A 16293-nucleotide genomic window follows, 5' to 3' on the forward strand; every position below is an offset into this window, starting at 1 on the left:
GACGCTGCTGCTTGACGCAGCGGCCTGCTGAAAACGAGCGAACGGGGGCGTCGGAAACGGCGTCCCCGTTCCCTTTTGCCAGTGTCCGGTCCTACCTGAATCGCCATGATGTCCGAAAAGATGAATCTTTCTTCGCTCCTTAGCAAGCGGAGCACCTGGGTTGCCGTCGCAGCGGCCGGCACCGCCCTGCTGCTGGCCTTAACCGTGCTCATTTCCACCGTTCACACGCCGGACCAGGCCCAGAGCCGGGGAGAAAAGGCCCTCGACGCTGTTGCCGCGGCGCAGGCTGACTTCAAAACCTCCAGGGGCAGCTACGGCACGTACTGGCAGTCGGGCGGGGACCGCAGCCTGGAAGAGGGGCGCCCCATCCAGGCCTCCGGCGTCGATGATCTGCTCAGCATCAGCTGCGCCGAAGGATGGGTGGCTGCTGCCCGGACGGGAAGCGAGATCTTCCTTCGAACCAGCGTTGACAGTGCAACCGCCCGGGCAGGAGCCGGGGAAATCCGCCGGCCGGAATGCATCACCCCCGAGGCTGTTGATGCCATGCTCGGTGACCTCGGCAGAATCGACCGCTCGCCGGCGCCCGGAACGTCACAGGAGCGGCCCGCAGGAGACTCCCTGTACCGCCCGAGCTACCACATCACTCCGGAGCGGGACTGGATGAACGATCCCCAGCGCCCCTTTTTCCTCAATGGGCTCTGGCACTACTACTACCTCTACAACGCGGACTATCCGGACGGCAACGGAACCGAGTGGTACCATCTCACCAGCACGGACCTGGTGACGTGGAAGGACGAGGGCGTTGCCATCCAAAAGTACAAAAACGGGCTGGGTGACATCGAAACCGGCAGTGCCGTGGTGGACCACAACAACACTGCCGGCTTCGGCAAAGATGCAGTTATCTCCGTCCTGACCCAGCAGGACGAAGGCGTCCAAAGGCAGTCACTGTTCTATTCAACCGACGGCGGATTCACCTTTTCCTCCTACGACGGAAACCCGGTGATGGAGAACCCCGGAGCGGAGCACTGGCGCGACCCCAAGATTGTCCGGGATGAGGCGAACGGTCAATGGCTGATGATCCTGGCCGAGGGCCACAAGCTGGGCATGTACACATCGAAGGATCTCAAGAGCTGGCAGTACGCCTCCGGCTTCGAGCGCTCCGGCCTGGGCATCCTGGAATGCCCTGACCTGTTCCAGATGGACGTCGACGGCGACCCCGCCAAGCGGACATGGGTCCTGGCGGCGAGCGCCAACGGAAGCGAAGAAGGCAGGACCACCGGCGTTGCCTACTGGACCGGTGACTGGGACGGGACAACCTTCACTCCCGCCGAGGAGAAACATCAGTGGATGGACGCGGGCTCTGACTTTTATGCCGCCGTTTCATGGAATGACCCGAGGCTTACGGAAGGCCAGCGGATGCAGTCCCGGCAGGTCCTGGGCTGGATTAACAACTGGGACTACGCCCGAAAGCTCCCCACCGGCGACTGGCACGGCGGAATGGATTCCATCGTCCGGGACATCCGGCTTAAGACCGTCGAAGGCAGGCCAACCCTCACCTCAGCTCCCTCCAGGAGCCTGGCCCGGCTCGAGGGAGAACCGTCGGCGTCCGGCCCGCAGACCATCACGCGCGAGGGAACTGACGGGCTCCCTTCCCTGCGGGGCGGTGCCTACCGGCTGGACCTGACGGTTGAGCAGCCGGATTCGGGGCGTGGCGGCGGGGACGTCCCGGAGGCGCTCCTGCAGTTCGCCAGCGACGACTCGATCTTCGCCACGGTTGGCTACAACTTCAAGGACGGCGCCGCCTTCGTGTCGCGTGAGCAGCCGCCGGCCGCTGATGCACACCTTGGCCCCCTGTTCACCGACAGGCGCACGGCCCCGGTTCCGGCAAGGAACGGCACGGTGGACCTGACGGTTTTTGTTGACCACTCCTCCATCGAGGTTTTCGTCAACGGCGGGGAGCAGACGCTCACCTCGCTGGTGTTCCCCAAGTCGGAGGAGCGGGCCCTCAAGCTGGTGTCCGGCGGCGGAAACCTAGGCCTCCGGAACCTGACGTATACGCCGCTGTCGTCCACCCGGTGACCCTCGTGGCTGGGAATGAGCGGGGACGCAGCGCCGCTTTCCTTTGTTACCGCCCAATTTTGCAACGCGGAAGCCTCGCCCTAGTCTTTCTGTTAGCTAAGCCTTACCTAAGAAAGTTCGGGAGAGAACGTGCCTGCTTCACCTAACCGCCTGCGGGTTGCCCATGTCCTCTGAGACGTTCCGGGACCAGTGGGGCGTCCCGCACCTGCGGGCAGACAGCGTGGACGAGCTAGCGTTCCTGCAGGGATTGAACGCGGCCACGGACCGTTCCTGGCAGATAGAGGTGGAGCGGTGGCGCTCGGAAGGCAGGACGGCCGAGCACCTGGGGGCGGACGGGCTCCACTGGGACCGCTTTACCCGCCGTGTGCGGCTTGACGATACAGCCCGCCGTTGCTTCGAAAACCTGGACGCAGGCACCAAGCGCTGGTGCAGCGCGTACGTGGACGGCGTGAACCACGCCCTGAAATCCGGGCGCAGGGACGCCCCGGAATTCGGGACTACGGAAACAGCACCGGCCGCGTGGCAGCCCTGGACGCCGCTGGGTGTCTTCCTGGTCCACCACATCCTGTTCGGCACCTTTCCCAACAAACTGTGGCGCGCCCATGTGGCCGAAACCCTCGGTGCCGATGCCGTGGAGCTGTTCAGCATCGAGGCCCCAGTGTGGGCCGGAAGCAACGCCTGGGCAGCCGCCGGCCACCTGACGGCGTCCGGTTCCCCGCTCATCGCAGGAGATCCGCACCGCCTGATGGAACTGCCCGGCGTTTACCAGCAGGTGCGCCTTGCGTGCCCGGAGTTCGACGTCGTCGGGCTGGCCTTTCCGGGTGTCCCCGGAGTGCCCCACTTCGGCCACACCGGGACAGTTGCATGGGCCGTAACCAACGCGATGGCCGACTACCAGGACCTGTACAGCGAGCAGTTAAGGCACCACGGCGGCGCACTCCAGGCGCTCGGGCCCGCCGGCTGGCGGCCGGTCCCCGTCCATCACCAGGAAGTCATCAGGGTCCGTGGTGCCGAAGCCGAGACTATCGACGTCATTGAAACTGACCGCGGTCCGATCATCTCCGGCGGTATCGACGGCGGCGCGGTCAGTCTGCGGACGCCTGCCCGGGCCGGGGGGACGCTGGGTTTTGACGCCCTCCTGCCGCTGCTGCAGAGCCGTTCCGCCAAGGACGTGGAAGCAGCACTGGAAGCCTGGGTGGAGCCGGTCAACTGTCTGCTCGTGGCGGATTCCGGCGGCGGATTGCGCCAGCTTGTAGCGGGGAAGGTCCCGGTCCGCAGTGCTCAAAACCGTGTGCATCCGGTGCCGGCCTGGTCCCAGGAGCATCAGTGGGCGGGAGGCTGGGAGGAACTTCCGCGTTCTTCCGTGCCAGCTTTGGCGGTGAATGCCAATGACCGCGAGGCCGGCGGCGGAGACCGGCTGGGGCTGGAATTCGCCCCGGCACACCGTGCCCGGCGGATCCGGCACCTGCTGGAGGAAGGCGGGACCGCACTGGATGCCTCAGCCATGCAGAAAATCCATATGGATACCCGGCTGGGTTCCTGGCCTGCGCTCCGCGCCCTGCTCCAGGCGCTGACCGGGCTGTCCGCCGATGCCGCGGCGCTCCGCGAACGGCTGCTGGCCTGGAACGGGCATATGGATGCGGACAGCGAAGACGCCGGTACCTTCGCCGCCTGGCGGTCCGCCCTGGTTCTGGCCCTGGCAGGCACCTCCACGCTGAGTCCGCTGGCGGCTCCCCACGGCCGCTCTCCCCTGTTCGGACCCTGGCTGCATCTGGAGTCGCGGATCGGTTTCGCCTTGGAAACCCTGGTCGCGAATGGCAGCCACCACGGCATCGACGTCGTCGGAGCAGCCACGGACGCCCTGGAACAAGTGGCGGCATCTGCTCCGGCCGGAACAGGGGGCACCAGTACGTGGGGCACCACGCACACCGTGCTGCCGCTCCATGCCCTCGCCGAGCACAGGGCCACTGCCTCAGCAGCACCAACAGTCCCCCAGACGGCCCTGTCCGGTGACACCGGCTGCGTCCTTTCCACCGAAAGCCTGCCCGGCGTGACCGACGGGTCATTCCGGGGGCCGGTGGCCCGCTATGTCTGGGACCTCGCCGACCGCACCAACAGCCGGTGGATCGTACCGTTCGGCAGCTCCGGAGTTCCCGGCCACCCTCACTTCGCCAGCCAGCTCCCGCTGTGGGCCGCCGGGGACCTCATCCCGGTCGTGACTGACTGGGAACAGCTCATCAAGGAGACCAATGACCAGTCTTGAAACAGCCCTTCCACTTTCTGCCAGGCCTTCCGTTTACCAGGAGACATTGCCCGCCCTCGGCACCCTTCGGCTTCTCCCGCTTGTCCCTGAGGCTGACGCCGACCTGATCCACGGCTGGGTGAAAGAGGAACGTGCCAGGTTCTGGGGCATGCAGAACATGAGCCGGGATGGAGTCAGGGACATTTATTCATTCTTGGACAGCCTGGATACGCATCACGCCTACCTGATCTCGGTTGAAGACAATCCGGTGGGGCTGTTCCAGACTTATGAACCGCTTCAGGACCCGGTGGGCGAAGCCTACGAGGCACGTCGGGCGGATACGGGCCTGCACCTCCTGCTTGCTCCTGCCACGCAACCGGTCCATAACTTCACGCCCATCCTCATTTCGGGGCTGATTGGCTATTTGCTCTCCGACCCCGCCAAGGACCGTGTGGTGGCCGAACCTGATGCCCGGAACGCCAAAATGATCCAGCGGCTGCGGGCATGCGGTTTCGAGCTCGGAGCCAAGGTGCAGCTCCCGGAGAAGGAAGCACAGCTTGTCTTCCTGACCAGGGAACGATTCCAAAGGTTGTAGTCCTTGCAGGCAGTTCTTTTCCAACCGCCGGCAACCACCATCTTTACGGCCTGGCGAGCCATCTGTGGATTGGCGACGCGTTGCAAAGGTGTCCGGAAGACCTGCTTTGTCACACTCCCCCCACCGGACGTGTAATCGATCACATTTGGCCTAAAAAAGTTGCGAACCCCGCTGGCCGCCATGAACCATAAATGAGGGAAATCCGTTTTCGGCACACCCTTAACCAGCAATCCTCACCGACGAGGATGCGGTCCTTCGACGACGTGGGGCCGTCAACTGCATGAGTGAAAGTACTGACAATGACGTTTGAAACCACTGATTCCGTAACGCTGAAAATCTGGGACCGCACAGCTATCGACCACACCCTCGATTCCGTTGTACGGGACCTGTCCCCGCGCGCGGCAGCAGCTAAATGCGGCATCGCCATCACCCGCAGCGGCCCCAACACCTTCACGGTTGGCCTGAGCCACCACGTCCCGCAGGGCTCCACTTTTGAGGAAGTAACCCGCTAAAACGCCAGAACGGACGACGGCGGGATCTCCCGCCGTCGTCGTCACGGGTTAAGTCGTCATGGGTTAAACCCTCCTCACGCCCAGTAAACTTGATGGCAATCATCGAGAAGTGCCACCCCCGAGTTGAAACAGCCGAGGTCAGCATGAGGCAACTACCCGAGGCAGTACCCAGGTTCCAGGCAGGAGAACAAGCAGAGCCGGAAGGCCGGCAGCTCTCCCTGATCCCCGCAACGCTGGTGTCGGCGTCGGGCTTTATCCTGTTCGTGCTGGAGGACCGCCTGAACGGGTTCATCCTGCTGGCGGCGGCGCTGGTCTTGGCGGGACTTATCAGCCGCAAGCTCTTCACCGACCTGGCCCTGATAGCCGTGGGCCTGACCGCTATGAGCCTGGTTCCCATCACTACGGATATCAGCACTGAGCACATGCTGGTGATGGGTACGGCCATGATCGTGGCCGTCGGCGTCCCCTACGCGGTCTCGAGGTATGTCACCAAGGACCATGCCATCAGGTTCCCGGTACGGACAGGCCAGCCGTGGACCCGGGGCGAGAAGTGGTACCTGCCCGCCGTCCTGGTGCTCGGCTATGCGGTGATTCCGGTCTACATGATCCGGACCGGCGTCTACCAAAACTGGCCGGCCGTCAGCGATCCGGACGGCATCGGCCGCCTCTTCCTGGGCACCAATGTGCTGGGCATCTGGGACGAGCTGTTCTTTATCTGTACCGCGTTCACGCTCCTGCGGCGGCACCTTTCCTTCTGGCAGGCCAACCTGCTGCAGGCGGTGCTCTTTACGTCGTTCCTGTGGGAGTTGGGATTCCACGCTTACGCGCCGCTGTTTATCTTCCCGTTTGCGCTGCTCCAGGCGAAGCTTTTCACTCTGACCAAATCACTGTCGTACATTGTGTGCGTCCACCTGCTCTTCGATTTCGTCCTGTTCCTGGTCCTGGTCCATGCACACAACCGCGAGTGGATCGACATCTTCCTGTACTGAAATCAGACGCAGCATTAACGGCAGCGGACGACGGCGGGAGGTCCCGCCGTCGTCCGTTGCCTTGTGTGCACCTACAGGAGGTGGGGTTCCGGAACCGCCCACCTGGCGCGGCCCGATTCCGGCCCGGATCCATGAAAGCTAACGTGCGTCCAGAGGCAGGGCCTGCCGGCATCAGCGGGCAGGAGCTGGCCCTCGAACATCGGGATCCGCACTCCGGCGGGGCTCTGCCAGATGCCGGATAGTTCGCGATGTGTGCCGGTGGACTGATGGAGCGGCACCGACAGGTTCATAACCCTTCGGGCCAGCTTTTCGGTGACCGGGATGCGCTTCTTCATAAGGACACGCCCCCTGGCTCCTGGTAGCCGGACATGCCTGTCCGCCGTACAACGGGTTGCCGATGCCCGGAACCCGTTACTGATGGCGCGGCCACGTTGCCTCCTTGAAGAGTTCATCCACTATGGAATGGGATAGATTGTTGAACAATCTCAACTTGTTGAACAATCTACGCTTCCTGGATGACAGCGTCAAGGGTTTGGCCAAAGTAACGTCCGCTCTTACAGCGGCTACTCCTCGTGCCACATCTTCGCCAGCCGGGCCGCGCCCACCGCATGTTCTGACCCTGATGCCAGGACGGACATGGGCGAGGGCGGTTCCTTCCACAACTGCACCAGGTGGCGTTCCCTGGGCGACTTCACGGGAGCGTCAAAGGCCCGGTCCCTGCCCATGGCGTGCAGCCGTGCACGGTAGATGCCCTCCTCCTTGTCCGGAATCGTCCCGACTTCCTGCCTGTCCGCCCCGCCGGATTCACAGAAGTAGACGCGTCCTGCAGGAAGGGCCAGGGACAGCTCAAGAACATCCTCCCAATCGAACACCTCCGCTTCCACCCGGGATTGCAGGAACTCCACCCGCAGCTGGATAGGCCCCGACCGCACGCCGGTGTAAACCAGCGGGACCCTCAGGGTCTCCCCGTTTTCCGGCTGCACCACGAAGTCCACTACGTGATTCCATGCCTTGATAACGAACGAGGCCGAATTGATCAAAGCCCCCACCCTCCAACCTCTACAGCCCGCACGCCGAGTGCCGATACAGACTCTTTAGCACCGGGGGAACCCGGCCGCAAGGACTGGCGCTGGCCTTCTGCGTACCACTTGCGGATTGGCTGTGAAGTGGTGGGATTGGAAGGAGGCAACCGTGTTGAAGAAGCAACCGTGTTGAAGGGGTGTCAGGGATGGGACGCGACTTCGGTCCCCTGCTGGTGACCGTCGGCCTGCTGGTGGTCCTGGTGGGCGTGCTGGCATGGACGGGCGGGCTGTCCTGGTTCGGGCGCCTGCCCGGGGACATCCGGATCGAACGCGAAAACACCCGCGTCTACATACCCCTGGTCTCCATGCTCCTGGTCTCGGTCGTGGTCAGCATCGTGATGTCGCTGTTCCGCAGGTAACGCCTGAGGGCTGTTACTGGCCGCGCCTACTCGTCGCCGTTGTCCTGCGCTTCCAGGTGTTTTTCCATGGCTTCGCATGCCTGATGCCAGCGTGCTGTAAGCGCATGCCGGTTCAACGGCTCGAAGATGCTGTTGAGGACCTTTTCGACTGCATCGTATGCGGCGTCCCGAACCCGTTCCTGCGCCGCCGGGCTGTAATAGTTCATGACAGGGATTCGTGGCTGACACCGCGGAGGATGGTGTGCTGTCCCATCCTCCGGGGATAGCTTTAAGGCATGACGGCAACCTACCGGTACGACATGGAGGTTCTGCACCTCCTCGTGTCGCCTGCGCACGCCTACTTCGGCCGGGCACGCGAAGGGGCGGCGGATGTCCCCACCGCCGACGCCGAGCAAGCGGAACTGGTTGCCGGCAAGGGCATTGTGGGAGACAGGTTCTTTGGCAAGGCCGCGCACATGGATGCCGCAGTCACCCTGTTCGCGGTGGAGGCTCTGGAAGCGATCGCCGCCGAGCTGGGGACGGCGCCTCTTGATCCACTGCTGACGCGGCGCAATGTGGTCCTCCGCGGTGTGCAGTTGGCTCCGCTGCTGGGTCAGGAGTTCTCGCTGGAAACGCGCGGGGACCTGGTACGGCTGAAGGCCGGGCGTCCCGCCAACCCCTGCGCGTGGATGGACCAGATGCTGGCGCCGGGAGCGCACAAGGCGATGCGGGGACGGGGCGGTGTGCGTTGCCAAGTGATCTCAAGCGGGATTCTGCACCGCGGGCCTGCCGTGCTGACCAGCCCGGTGCCGCTTGAGCCTGAGCGTGCCGGCGAGCCCACGTTGTTGCGGCCATCGCGGTTGCCGTAGCGTCCCACCGCGTTGGTTCCCTGTTCATCAGGAGTTCATGGAGGTTGAGTAAGTTCTGCCGGTGAACATATTCGATCTCTCCAGTCACCGCATCGCCGTGCTCGACGACGATGCCGATGACCAGCTGACTGTGGGCCCGGCGTCGAGGATCTTCGAAGATGGTGAGCTTCCCAGTGCCGGTTAAGCCCGCGGCCGCCTCGGCCGTCACCGGCGGGAACGGGGCGGCGCCGATCCACAGCCCGCAGCTGCCAGGGGTCCTGAAGGCACCCCCTGTACGCACCCTGGTGGAGATTTTCGAAGCGACTGTGGCGGCTTATCCGGATTCCTCCGCCCTCGACGACGGCCGCGTGTGCCTCAGTTACGCCGAGCTGCAGGCGGAGGTGAAGGCGTACGCCGGCCGGTTGCGAGGTTCCGGCATTGGCGCCGGGGACAGGGTGGGGGTGCGGATCCCGTCCGGCACCAACGAACTGTATGTGGCGATACTTGCCGTCCTGTTTGTTGGAGCCGCGTATGTCCCCGTGGATGCGGATGATCCGGATGAACGGGCCAGGCTTGTGTTTGCCGAGGCCGGGGTTTCCGCCGTCCTGGGCGCCGGCGGCATCCAGGACGCTCTCGAATCCGGAGCCTCACGTCCCCCTGGCGGCCCCCATCAATCTGGCGACTCCGGGGCGAAGCCGCGTTCGGCCAGCCCCGATGATGATGCGTGGATTATCTTCACCTCCGGGTCCACCGGTACCCCGAAGGGCGTGGCGGTAACGCATCGCGCTGCCGCGGCATTCGTGGATGCCGAGGCCAGGCTGTTCCTGCAGGAGGAACCGCTGGGCCCTTCCGACCGTGTGTTGGCCGGCCTGTCAGTAGCTTTCGACGCTTCCTGCGAAGAGATGTGGCTCGCGTGGCGGCACGGGGCCTGCCTGGTGCCGGCCCCCCGCGCCTTGGTACGGACAGGAATGGACCTGGGTCCGTGGCTTGTCACCAAGGGCATCACTGCTGTCTCCACAGTGCCAACACTGGCGGCGCTCTGGCCGGTGGAGACGCTGGACGCAGTGCGGCTGCTGATCTTTGGCGGTGAAGCCTGCCCGCCGGAGCTGGCAGCCCGCCTCGCCGTGCCGGAACGCGAGGTGTGGAACACCTATGGACCCACCGAGGCGACTGTGGTGTCCTGTGCAGCACTCATGGACGGATCCGGGCCCGTGAGAATCGGCCTTCCGCTGGATGGCTGGGACCTGGCCGTCGTGGACGCCCATGGGATACCCGTCTCCGAGGGCAATGTCGGAGAGCTCATCATTGGCGGAGTAGGACTGGCCAGGTATCTGGACCCGGCCAAGGATGCGGAAAAGTTCGCCCCCATGGAAACTCTGGGATGGAAGCGCGCCTACCGCAGCGGCGACTTGGTGCGCTTTGAACGCGAAGGACTTCTGTTCATGGGCCGGGCCGACGAGCAGGTCAAGCTCGGCGGGCGGCGGATTGAGTTGGGGGAAGTCGATTCCGCCCTGCAGGCACTCCCCGGGATCCACGGCGCCGCCGCCGCGGTGAAGAACACCGGTGCCGGGCACCAGGTCCTGGTCGGCTACCTCGCCCCCGGGCCGGGCGTAGAACCCGACCTTTCCGCTTTCCGTGACCTGCTGGCCCAGACGTTGCCGGCCGCGCTGGTTCCCATGCTGACCGTCGTCGGATCCTTGCCGGTAAAGACCAGCGGCAAAGTGGACCGGGCCGCGCTGCCGTGGCCCCTCATATCTCCCGGCGAGGAAAGCACTGGAACGGCGTCCCTGGATCCGGTTGCCGCGTGGATCGCGGAGCAGTGGACAGCGGTCCTGGGCACGGCACCGGAAGGCCTGGAGGCCGACTTTTTCGCGCATGGCGGTGGCAGCCTGGCCGCCGCCCAGCTGGTGTCTGCCCTGCGGACGCGATACCCGACCATCGCCGTCGCCGATATCTATTCCCGGCCCCGGCTGGGAGCCCTGGTAGAACTGGTCCTGGCATCTGGCGATGAAGCGGCTGCTTTTCCTGCCCGTGAGCGAACCGTCAGGCCGACGGCGCTGAAATCCCAGATCTTCCAGGTCCTGATCAGTGCGCCGCTGCATGTCCTGGTTGGGATGCGGTGGCTGACTTACCTCATGGCCGCCAACAACCTGCTGTCCATGCTGGGGCTTCTCACTGCTGCACCCACCGTTTCCTGGTGGTGGGTACTTGCTTCCTGGGCAGTGTTCGTCAGTCCTTTGGGCCGCATGGCACTTGCCGCGGCCGCAGCCCGGATACTCCTGCGTGGTGTTGTGCCGGGCGCCTATCCCCGCTCGGGCAAGGTGCACCTGAGGCTGTGGCTGGCGGAACAGATCGCTGACCTCACCGGAGCTGTCAGCCTCGCCGGAGCACCGTGGATTCCGTACTATGCCAGGGCATTGGGCGCGAAGATCGGCCCGAATGTCGACCTCCATTCCGTGCCTCCTGTCACCGGGATGCTCTACCTCGGCCCTGAGTCCTCGGTTGAGCCTGAAGTGGATCTGTCGGGCTGGTGGATCGACGGCGACCTGGTCCACATCGGACGCATCCATGTTGGCCGGGGCGCGACTATAGGCTCCCGCAGCACACTGATGCCCGGTGCCCGGGTGGGAGCCGGCGCTGAAGTGGCCCCCGGCTCCGCGGTTCTGGGAAAGGTGCGGGCGAACCAGCATTATGCAGGGTCACCGGCCGTACGGCGAGGCAAGGCCCGCCCAAGCTTTCCTGCAGAGCCGGCCCGCAGCCGCGGCTCCCGTCTTTGGTTCCCGGCGTACGCTGCCGGTTCCACTTTGCTCGCAGGGATCCCGCTGTGCTCAGTGGTGGCTGCCGCCGCGGTGGTCGCCTGGGCAGTTCGCGGCCAAGGTTCCCTGGTGGAGGCCTGGCCGGTTGTGCTGGCGGCTGTGCCGTTGGCGGCCGCCGTCTGGTTCATCACCAACCTCCTGCTCACGGCAGGCCTGGTCCGCATCCTTGGGATGGGGCTGAAGGAAGGCCACTACCGGGTACGAAGCCTGACTGGATGGCGGATCTGGGCCACGGAGCGGGTGCTCGATGCGGCCCGGGACCTGCTGTTTCCCATCTACGCAAGCCTGTTCACCCCGGTGTGGCTCAGGATGCTCGGCGCCAAGGTTGGCCGGAACGTCGAAGCGTCCACCGTGCTGCTCCTTCCGTCAATGACCACGGTTGGCGACGGCGCCTTCCTCGCCGATGACACCATGATCGCCTCCTACGAACTTGCCGGCGGCTGGATGAAAGTGGCTCCCGCGAAGATCGGCAAACGCGCGTTTCTGGGGAATTCCGGAATGACCGGTCCCGGCCGCAGCGTGCCCAAGAATTCCCTCGTCGCGGTGCTCTCCGCAACACCGGCCAAGGCCAAATCCGGGACGTCCTGGCTGGGCAGCCCTCCCGTCCGGCTCAGGAGGTCAAAGCTCGACGCCGACCAGTCACTGACGTTCGATCCTCCCCTTCGGCTGAAGCTCTTCCGCGCGTGCTGGGAACTGTGCCGGGCGATTCCGGTGTTCCTGACAGTGGGTATTGCCGCAGGAGTCCTGCTGGCTCTGGATCTGCTGGCCGGCAGCACCGGCGGCTACGTCACGGCGGCTCTTTTGGGCGGCGTCATCATCGTGGCCGCAGGTGCCGTGGCAGCGGCGGCCTCCGTCGTCGCCAAATGGCTCCTTGTGGGGCGAATCAAGGCCGGAGAACATCCGCTGTGGAGTTCCTTTATCTGGCGCAACGAGGTGGTGGACACCTTTGTCGAGATGGTCACAGCGCCGTGGTTCGCCCGGTCCGCAACAGGCAGTCCTGCACTCGTCTGGTGGCTGCGCGGGCTGGGTGCGCGAATCGGCTCCGGCAGTTGGTGCGAAAGCTACTGGCTGCCTGAAGCAGACCTGGTCACTCTGGGTGAAAACTCCACGGTCAACCGCGGCTGCGTGATCCAGACCCATCTCTTCCACGACCGAGTCATGAGCATGGCCGAGGTCACCCTCGAGGACGGTGCCACCATCGGTCCGCACGGCGTGATTCTGCCGGCGGCACGCATCGCCGCCGGGGGCACCGTCGGCCCGGCGTCCCTGGTCATGCGCGGCGAAACCGTCCCCGCAGGCAGTTATTGGATCGGGAATCCTGTCAGCCCCTGGTCGGGAGGGCCATCGACCCCGACGGCGCCAGCCCCTCAGCCGGCGCCTGTCCCTGAGCCAGCGCCAGCCCCTGGGCCCGATGGTCAGACGCCCGGCCCCGCCGCCAGCCCCGTTCCTGGGCAAGGCCCAGTATGACCCTGCCCGCCGGCGCCCCGGGCACAGTCGGCTACGATGAGCGGGTGAGCCGACCTTTTGCTTCCCCCGAACAGGGCCGGACACTCACCGGGGAACCCCTGCCGGATTCCTACACTCCAGGTCACGGCTCCGCAGACTTCAGCGTTTCACGGTATGAGCTGTACCTCGACTACCGGGTGGCCACAAACCGCCTGGACGCCCACGTAACAGTCGCCGGGACCGCCATCTCCCGGCTGCAGTCCGTCATGCTGAACCTCTCCGGCCTGCAGGTCATCAAGGTGAGGGTGGATGGCAAGCGCCCGGCACGGTTCATCCAGCGCGAGGGCCGCCTTGTTATCACTCCGGCAGCGCCTCTCGCCCCGGGATCCGAATTCAGTCTGGACATCCGCTATGAGGGCCGGCCGGGGCCCCTGCGCGGAAACTGGGGCGACGTCGGCTGGGAAGAACTAACCGACGGCGTCCTCGTCGCCGGGCAGCCCACAGGAGCACCATCCTGGTTTCCCTGCAACGACCATCCCAGCCGCAAAGCCAGCTTCGGATTCACCGTCACCACGGACATGAACTACCAGGTGGTCTGCAACGGGACCCTGGTGTCCAGGCATTCGAAGGCCAGCCGCGAAACCTGGGTTTATGAACAGGCCGAACCCCTGGCGACTTACCTCGCCACCGTACAGATCGGCCGCTACGATATCGTTCCCCTAGCGGGGAGCGCCAGTGGAACGGGAGCCGCAATCGCGGGTGCGGGACCCGCCGTCGCGAATGGCGGAGCCACAATCAGAGCGGCGCGGGCCGCCGTCGGGGATATACCAGTCACTGCCATACCTGCCACCGGAGCCGCAATCACGAGTGCGGGAGCCGCCGTCGGGGGCAGTGGGGTGCCAGTCACGGGTGCGGGAGCCGCAATCACGAGCGCGGGAGCCGCCGTCGGGGGCATACCAGCCAGAGCCATCCCAGTCACAGCCATACCCGCCACCGGAAGCGGGGTCCGGCAACTCGTTGCGGCTCCGGCGGTGCTGATGGACCGGGCGCAGGAAGCGCTCGTCCGGCAGCACGAGATGATGGCGACGTTCGAAGCCTGCTTCGGGACGTACCCCTTTCAGTCTTATACCGTCGTCGTACCGGATGACGAACTGGAGATTCCCCTCGAAGCGCAGTCACTGTCGATTATCGGCCGTAACCACCTGGATCTGCGGTGGGAATCCCAGCGGCTGATCGCCCACGAACTGGCGCACCAATGGTTTGGAAATTCATTAACGGCCTCCTCCTGGAAGGACATCTGGCTCCACGAGGGGTTCGCCTGTTACGCCGAATGGCTGTGGTCAGAAGCATCCGGGCAAGGATCGGCGGCAGCCCGGGCAGAAGCTGCCTGGGAAGGCCTCGCATCCAAACCGCAGGATCTGCGGATCGGAGATCCCGGCCCGGAACTGATGTTCGACGACCGTGTTTACAAACGGGGTGCACTGGCCCTGCACGCCTTGAGGACAGCGGTGGGCGATGCCCTCTTTTTCGGCCTTCTCAGGGCTTGGACCGAACGAAACTGTTTCGGATCAGTGTCCACCGGAGATCTGACCGAGCTGGCTCAGGAACTTTGTGGGAGTGTCCCCGGCTTTGACGCCGAGGGGATTCTTCATCCCTGGCTATACGAATCAGTTCTGCCGCAACGCTAAGGCTGCGACAGTTCCCGAGGGGAGCCCTAGGCGCGCCGGGTCCACATCGGCCAGCAAGACTCCTTCAAGGCGTTCCGCGGTTACGTCGCATGTTGCGGGGTCCCGTCCCAGCCCCTCGCCGATCGACTTAAGGAAAGCTTCCTTCCGGGTCCAGAACCGCGCCCGCTGGCTACGCCCTTCTGATGTGGTGGAAGGCGCCAGGCTAGTGCGTTCCCGCTGAGTCAGGGCAACTGCGTCGAAGCCGGGGAATGCTGTTCTGCCGGCCTGCTCCACGTCTACGCCTATTCCGCTCAGGCTGCCGCCGTCGCTGCCGGCGCCGGCTAGGACAACCCACCCGCCCGCCCGGCTCAGGCTCAGTAGAGGACCCGCTCCCCCATCCTGGAGCACATAGCCTGGTTGGCCATGGTCCCCTTCTCCTCCGCCGCAACGGCTGCACCTGTAGGCCGCCACCAAAGCTGCGGGCGAAGTACCAGCCAGCTCTGCAGCGAATAATCGCAGCGCCAGTCTCCCGGCCAGGAATTCAGCAGCGTCTGTGGGCTTATGGAAAGAAGCGGCGCGGCGGTGTTCGGAGGCGTCAAGCAGCTTTAACTCCGCAAGGCCGGGGGCCGCCAAGGCTGCCGCCCTGACTAGAGCCCCTCCTATTTCCGTATCGCGCACGTTAGCCATTGTAGGGAGCCCGCGTTGACCGGTTCTTCCACCGGACCGCTAAGCCGTGCTGAGCCGTCTAAGGGAGTAGTTCTTGAACCAGTGCCGGATGCGTTGCGGCAGCCGCGGATAGACCACCGCAACGGCTCGCATCGTCCGGTCGAACTGCCGATGATGCCGCGCGGTCCACGGCAATCCGAAGCCTTCCCGGAGGTGATCCGGCAGGAGTCCTGCGGTGATGAACCGGACCAGGGGCATGCTCAGGCGAAGCCAGAGCGGACCCGTTGGAGGGTACAGGAGATCGCGGGCCACCCGGGCCGTGACGTCGTCGGGCTTCAGCGTCTGTACGCGCTCATTCCAGTACGTGCGGAAGGCTGCACGGTCCGCCGGCCAGAGCTCCGGCGGCAGCTGAAGGGCTGTCCCCAGTTTGGCGTACTCGCGGTAGACGCTCTCCGCCATCTCGTCTTCCAGCGGGCCGTAAATTCGTTCGTAAACAGTGACTGCTGTGTCGTAGAGGGTTGCCACCACCCACAGCTGGGATTGCGGATCGAACGCGTTGTAGCCTGCGGAGCTGCCGTCAGGTTTGCGGCGAACCCGGGCATGGGCATGATTGACCTTCCGGCGCACCGCCTTCACCTGCTCCTCGTCGCCGTACGTCACGGCATACACGTAGGTTACGGTGGCCAGGAACCTGTCCAGCGGACGGTCAACGAAGTTGCTGTGATCAGCGACGCCGTGGCCCACGGCAGGGTTGGCGAGCTGCAGCAAAATGGCGCGGCCCGCCCCTGCGAGCAGGATGCCTTCGGCACCCATGTCGGCATTTCCACCCACCATTTCAACAGGGTACCGGAGAGGCCAAAAGCGGGCGACGCCGACTGCTGAGTTCCCTGCCCATGGGCTGACTTTCCCGTGGACCGGCATACGTCATTCCTCGGCGTTCCTTTCGCGTCTTGGCGTTCCTTTCGCCTGTTGGGCGTTGCTTTGAGGAGAAGTCAGTTTGGCCCGCGACTTCG

General features: G+C 64.8%; 15 protein-coding genes. 10 read left to right on the plus strand and 5 right to left on the minus strand.

What is annotated here, in order from left to right; translation table 11 throughout:
- Window positions 1-120: 120 nt before the first annotated feature.
- The 5 genes from M1E17_RS20105 to M1E17_RS20125 all read left to right on the plus strand — a co-directional run bounded on the left by M1E17_RS20105 (window position 121) and on the right by M1E17_RS20125 (window position 6417).
- Window positions 121-2079 carry a glycoside hydrolase family 32 protein gene (locus M1E17_RS20105; protein ID WP_457963682.1) on the plus strand — a complete coding sequence of 653 codons (1959 nt, stop codon included), beginning with the start codon at window positions 121-123 and terminating at the stop codon, window positions 2077-2079.
- Between the two features lie 163 nt (window positions 2080-2242).
- Window positions 2243-4342 (plus strand): penicillin acylase family protein, encoded by a 2100-nt coding sequence (locus M1E17_RS20110; RefSeq protein WP_457963683.1) that lies wholly within the window; start codon window positions 2243-2245, stop codon window positions 4340-4342.
- Window positions 4329-4916, plus strand: a complete 588-nt coding sequence (locus tag M1E17_RS20115) for a GNAT family N-acetyltransferase (RefSeq protein ID WP_457963684.1) — start codon at window positions 4329-4331, stop codon at window positions 4914-4916. The genes M1E17_RS20110 and M1E17_RS20115 overlap by 14 nt, the downstream gene beginning before the upstream one ends.
- A gap of 299 nt (window positions 4917-5215) precedes the next feature.
- Window positions 5216-5428, plus strand: coding sequence for a hypothetical protein (locus tag M1E17_RS20120; protein WP_457963685.1), 213 nt, complete (start codon window positions 5216-5218; stop codon window positions 5426-5428).
- 143 nt (window positions 5429-5571) lie between these two features.
- The gene (locus M1E17_RS20125; protein ID WP_457963686.1) at window positions 5572-6417 is read left to right on the plus strand and encodes a CPBP family intramembrane glutamic endopeptidase; all 846 of its coding nucleotides are present in this window, start codon (window positions 5572-5574) and stop codon (window positions 6415-6417) included.
- A gap of 71 nt (window positions 6418-6488) precedes the next feature.
- On the opposite strand, the gene M1E17_RS20130 is transcribed toward M1E17_RS20125, so the two are convergent.
- Window positions 6489-6752, minus strand: a complete 264-nt coding sequence (locus M1E17_RS20130) for a hypothetical protein (RefSeq protein WP_457963687.1) — start codon at window positions 6750-6752, stop codon at window positions 6489-6491.
- A gap of 228 nt (window positions 6753-6980) precedes the next feature.
- Window positions 6981-7457, minus strand: coding sequence for a hypothetical protein (locus M1E17_RS20135; RefSeq protein WP_457963688.1), 477 nt, complete (start codon window positions 7455-7457; stop codon window positions 6981-6983).
- 188 nt (window positions 7458-7645) lie between these two features.
- On the opposite strand from M1E17_RS20135, the gene M1E17_RS20140 reads away from it, so the two are divergent.
- Complete coding sequence (locus tag M1E17_RS20140; protein ID WP_457963689.1) at window positions 7646-7858, plus strand: DUF2905 domain-containing protein; 213 nt, start codon at window positions 7646-7648, stop codon at window positions 7856-7858.
- Window positions 7859-7884: 26 nt separating this feature from the next.
- On the opposite strand, the gene M1E17_RS20145 is transcribed toward M1E17_RS20140, so the two are convergent.
- Window positions 7885-8064, minus strand: coding sequence for a hypothetical protein (locus M1E17_RS20145; protein WP_457963690.1), 180 nt, complete (start codon window positions 8062-8064; stop codon window positions 7885-7887).
- 69 nt (window positions 8065-8133) lie between these two features.
- Here M1E17_RS20145 and M1E17_RS20150 point away from each other — a divergent pair, with 69 nt between their 5' ends.
- The 4 genes from M1E17_RS20150 (at window position 8134) to M1E17_RS20165 (ending at window position 14635) form a co-directional block, all read left to right on the plus strand.
- Window positions 8134-8706 (plus strand): MOSC domain-containing protein, encoded by a 573-nt coding sequence (locus M1E17_RS20150; protein WP_457963691.1) that lies wholly within the window; start codon window positions 8134-8136, stop codon window positions 8704-8706.
- Between the two features lie 61 nt (window positions 8707-8767).
- A complete protein-coding gene (locus tag M1E17_RS20155) occupies window positions 8768-8890 on the plus strand; it encodes a hypothetical protein (RefSeq protein WP_457963692.1) in 123 nt (40 codons plus the stop codon).
- Entirely contained in the window at window positions 8865-12968 is a 4104-nt protein-coding gene (locus tag M1E17_RS20160; protein WP_457963693.1) for a Pls/PosA family non-ribosomal peptide synthetase, read from the plus strand. Before M1E17_RS20155 ends, M1E17_RS20160 begins: the two co-directional genes overlap by 26 nt.
- The gene (locus tag M1E17_RS20165; RefSeq protein WP_457963694.1) at window positions 12965-14635 is read left to right on the plus strand and encodes a M1 family metallopeptidase; all 1671 of its coding nucleotides are present in this window, start codon (window positions 12965-12967) and stop codon (window positions 14633-14635) included. Before M1E17_RS20160 ends, M1E17_RS20165 begins: the two co-directional genes overlap by 4 nt.
- On the opposite strand, the gene M1E17_RS20170 is transcribed toward M1E17_RS20165, so the two are convergent.
- Entirely contained in the window at window positions 14615-15292 is a 678-nt protein-coding gene (locus M1E17_RS20170; RefSeq protein ID WP_457963695.1) for a 4'-phosphopantetheinyl transferase family protein, read from the minus strand. The genes M1E17_RS20165 and M1E17_RS20170 overlap by 21 nt on opposite strands.
- A gap of 48 nt (window positions 15293-15340) precedes the next feature.
- Complete coding sequence (locus tag M1E17_RS20175; protein ID WP_457963696.1) at window positions 15341-16114, minus strand: oxygenase MpaB family protein; 774 nt, start codon at window positions 16112-16114, stop codon at window positions 15341-15343.
- Window positions 16115-16293 lie beyond the last annotated feature (179 nt).

It is taken from the genome of Arthrobacter sp. D1-29, from assembly GCF_054130585.1.

What these genes read in the sequence shown, in the direction of transcription:
- M1E17_RS20105 (WP_457963682.1), top strand. Translation starts at nt 121, where the DNA reads ATGAATCTTTCTTCGCTCCTTAGCAAGCGGAGCACCTGGGTTGCCGTC.
- M1E17_RS20110 (WP_457963683.1), top strand. Translation starts at nt 2,243, where the DNA reads ATGTCCTCTGAGACGTTCCGGGACCAGTGGGGCGTCCCGCACCTGCGG.
- M1E17_RS20115 (WP_457963684.1), top strand. Translation starts at nt 4,329, where the DNA reads ATGACCAGTCTTGAAACAGCCCTTCCACTTTCTGCCAGGCCTTCCGTT.
- M1E17_RS20120 (WP_457963685.1), top strand. Translation starts at nt 5,216, where the DNA reads ATGACGTTTGAAACCACTGATTCCGTAACGCTGAAAATCTGGGACCGC.
- M1E17_RS20125 (WP_457963686.1), top strand. Translation starts at nt 5,572, where the DNA reads ATGAGGCAACTACCCGAGGCAGTACCCAGGTTCCAGGCAGGAGAACAA.
- M1E17_RS20130 (WP_457963687.1), bottom strand. Translation starts at nt 6,752, where the DNA reads ATGAAGAAGCGCATCCCGGTCACCGAAAAGCTGGCCCGAAGGGTTATG.
- M1E17_RS20140 (WP_457963689.1), top strand. Translation starts at nt 7,646, where the DNA reads ATGGGACGCGACTTCGGTCCCCTGCTGGTGACCGTCGGCCTGCTGGTG.
- M1E17_RS20145 (WP_457963690.1), bottom strand. Translation starts at nt 8,064, where the DNA reads ATGAACTATTACAGCCCGGCGGCGCAGGAACGGGTTCGGGACGCCGCA.
- M1E17_RS20150 (WP_457963691.1), top strand. Translation starts at nt 8,134, where the DNA reads ATGACGGCAACCTACCGGTACGACATGGAGGTTCTGCACCTCCTCGTG.
- M1E17_RS20160 (WP_457963693.1), top strand. Translation starts at nt 8,865, where the DNA reads ATGGTGAGCTTCCCAGTGCCGGTTAAGCCCGCGGCCGCCTCGGCCGTC.
- M1E17_RS20165 (WP_457963694.1), top strand. Translation starts at nt 12,965, where the DNA reads ATGACCCTGCCCGCCGGCGCCCCGGGCACAGTCGGCTACGATGAGCGG.
- M1E17_RS20175 (WP_457963696.1), bottom strand. Translation starts at nt 16,114, where the DNA reads ATGGTGGGTGGAAATGCCGACATGGGTGCCGAAGGCATCCTGCTCGCA.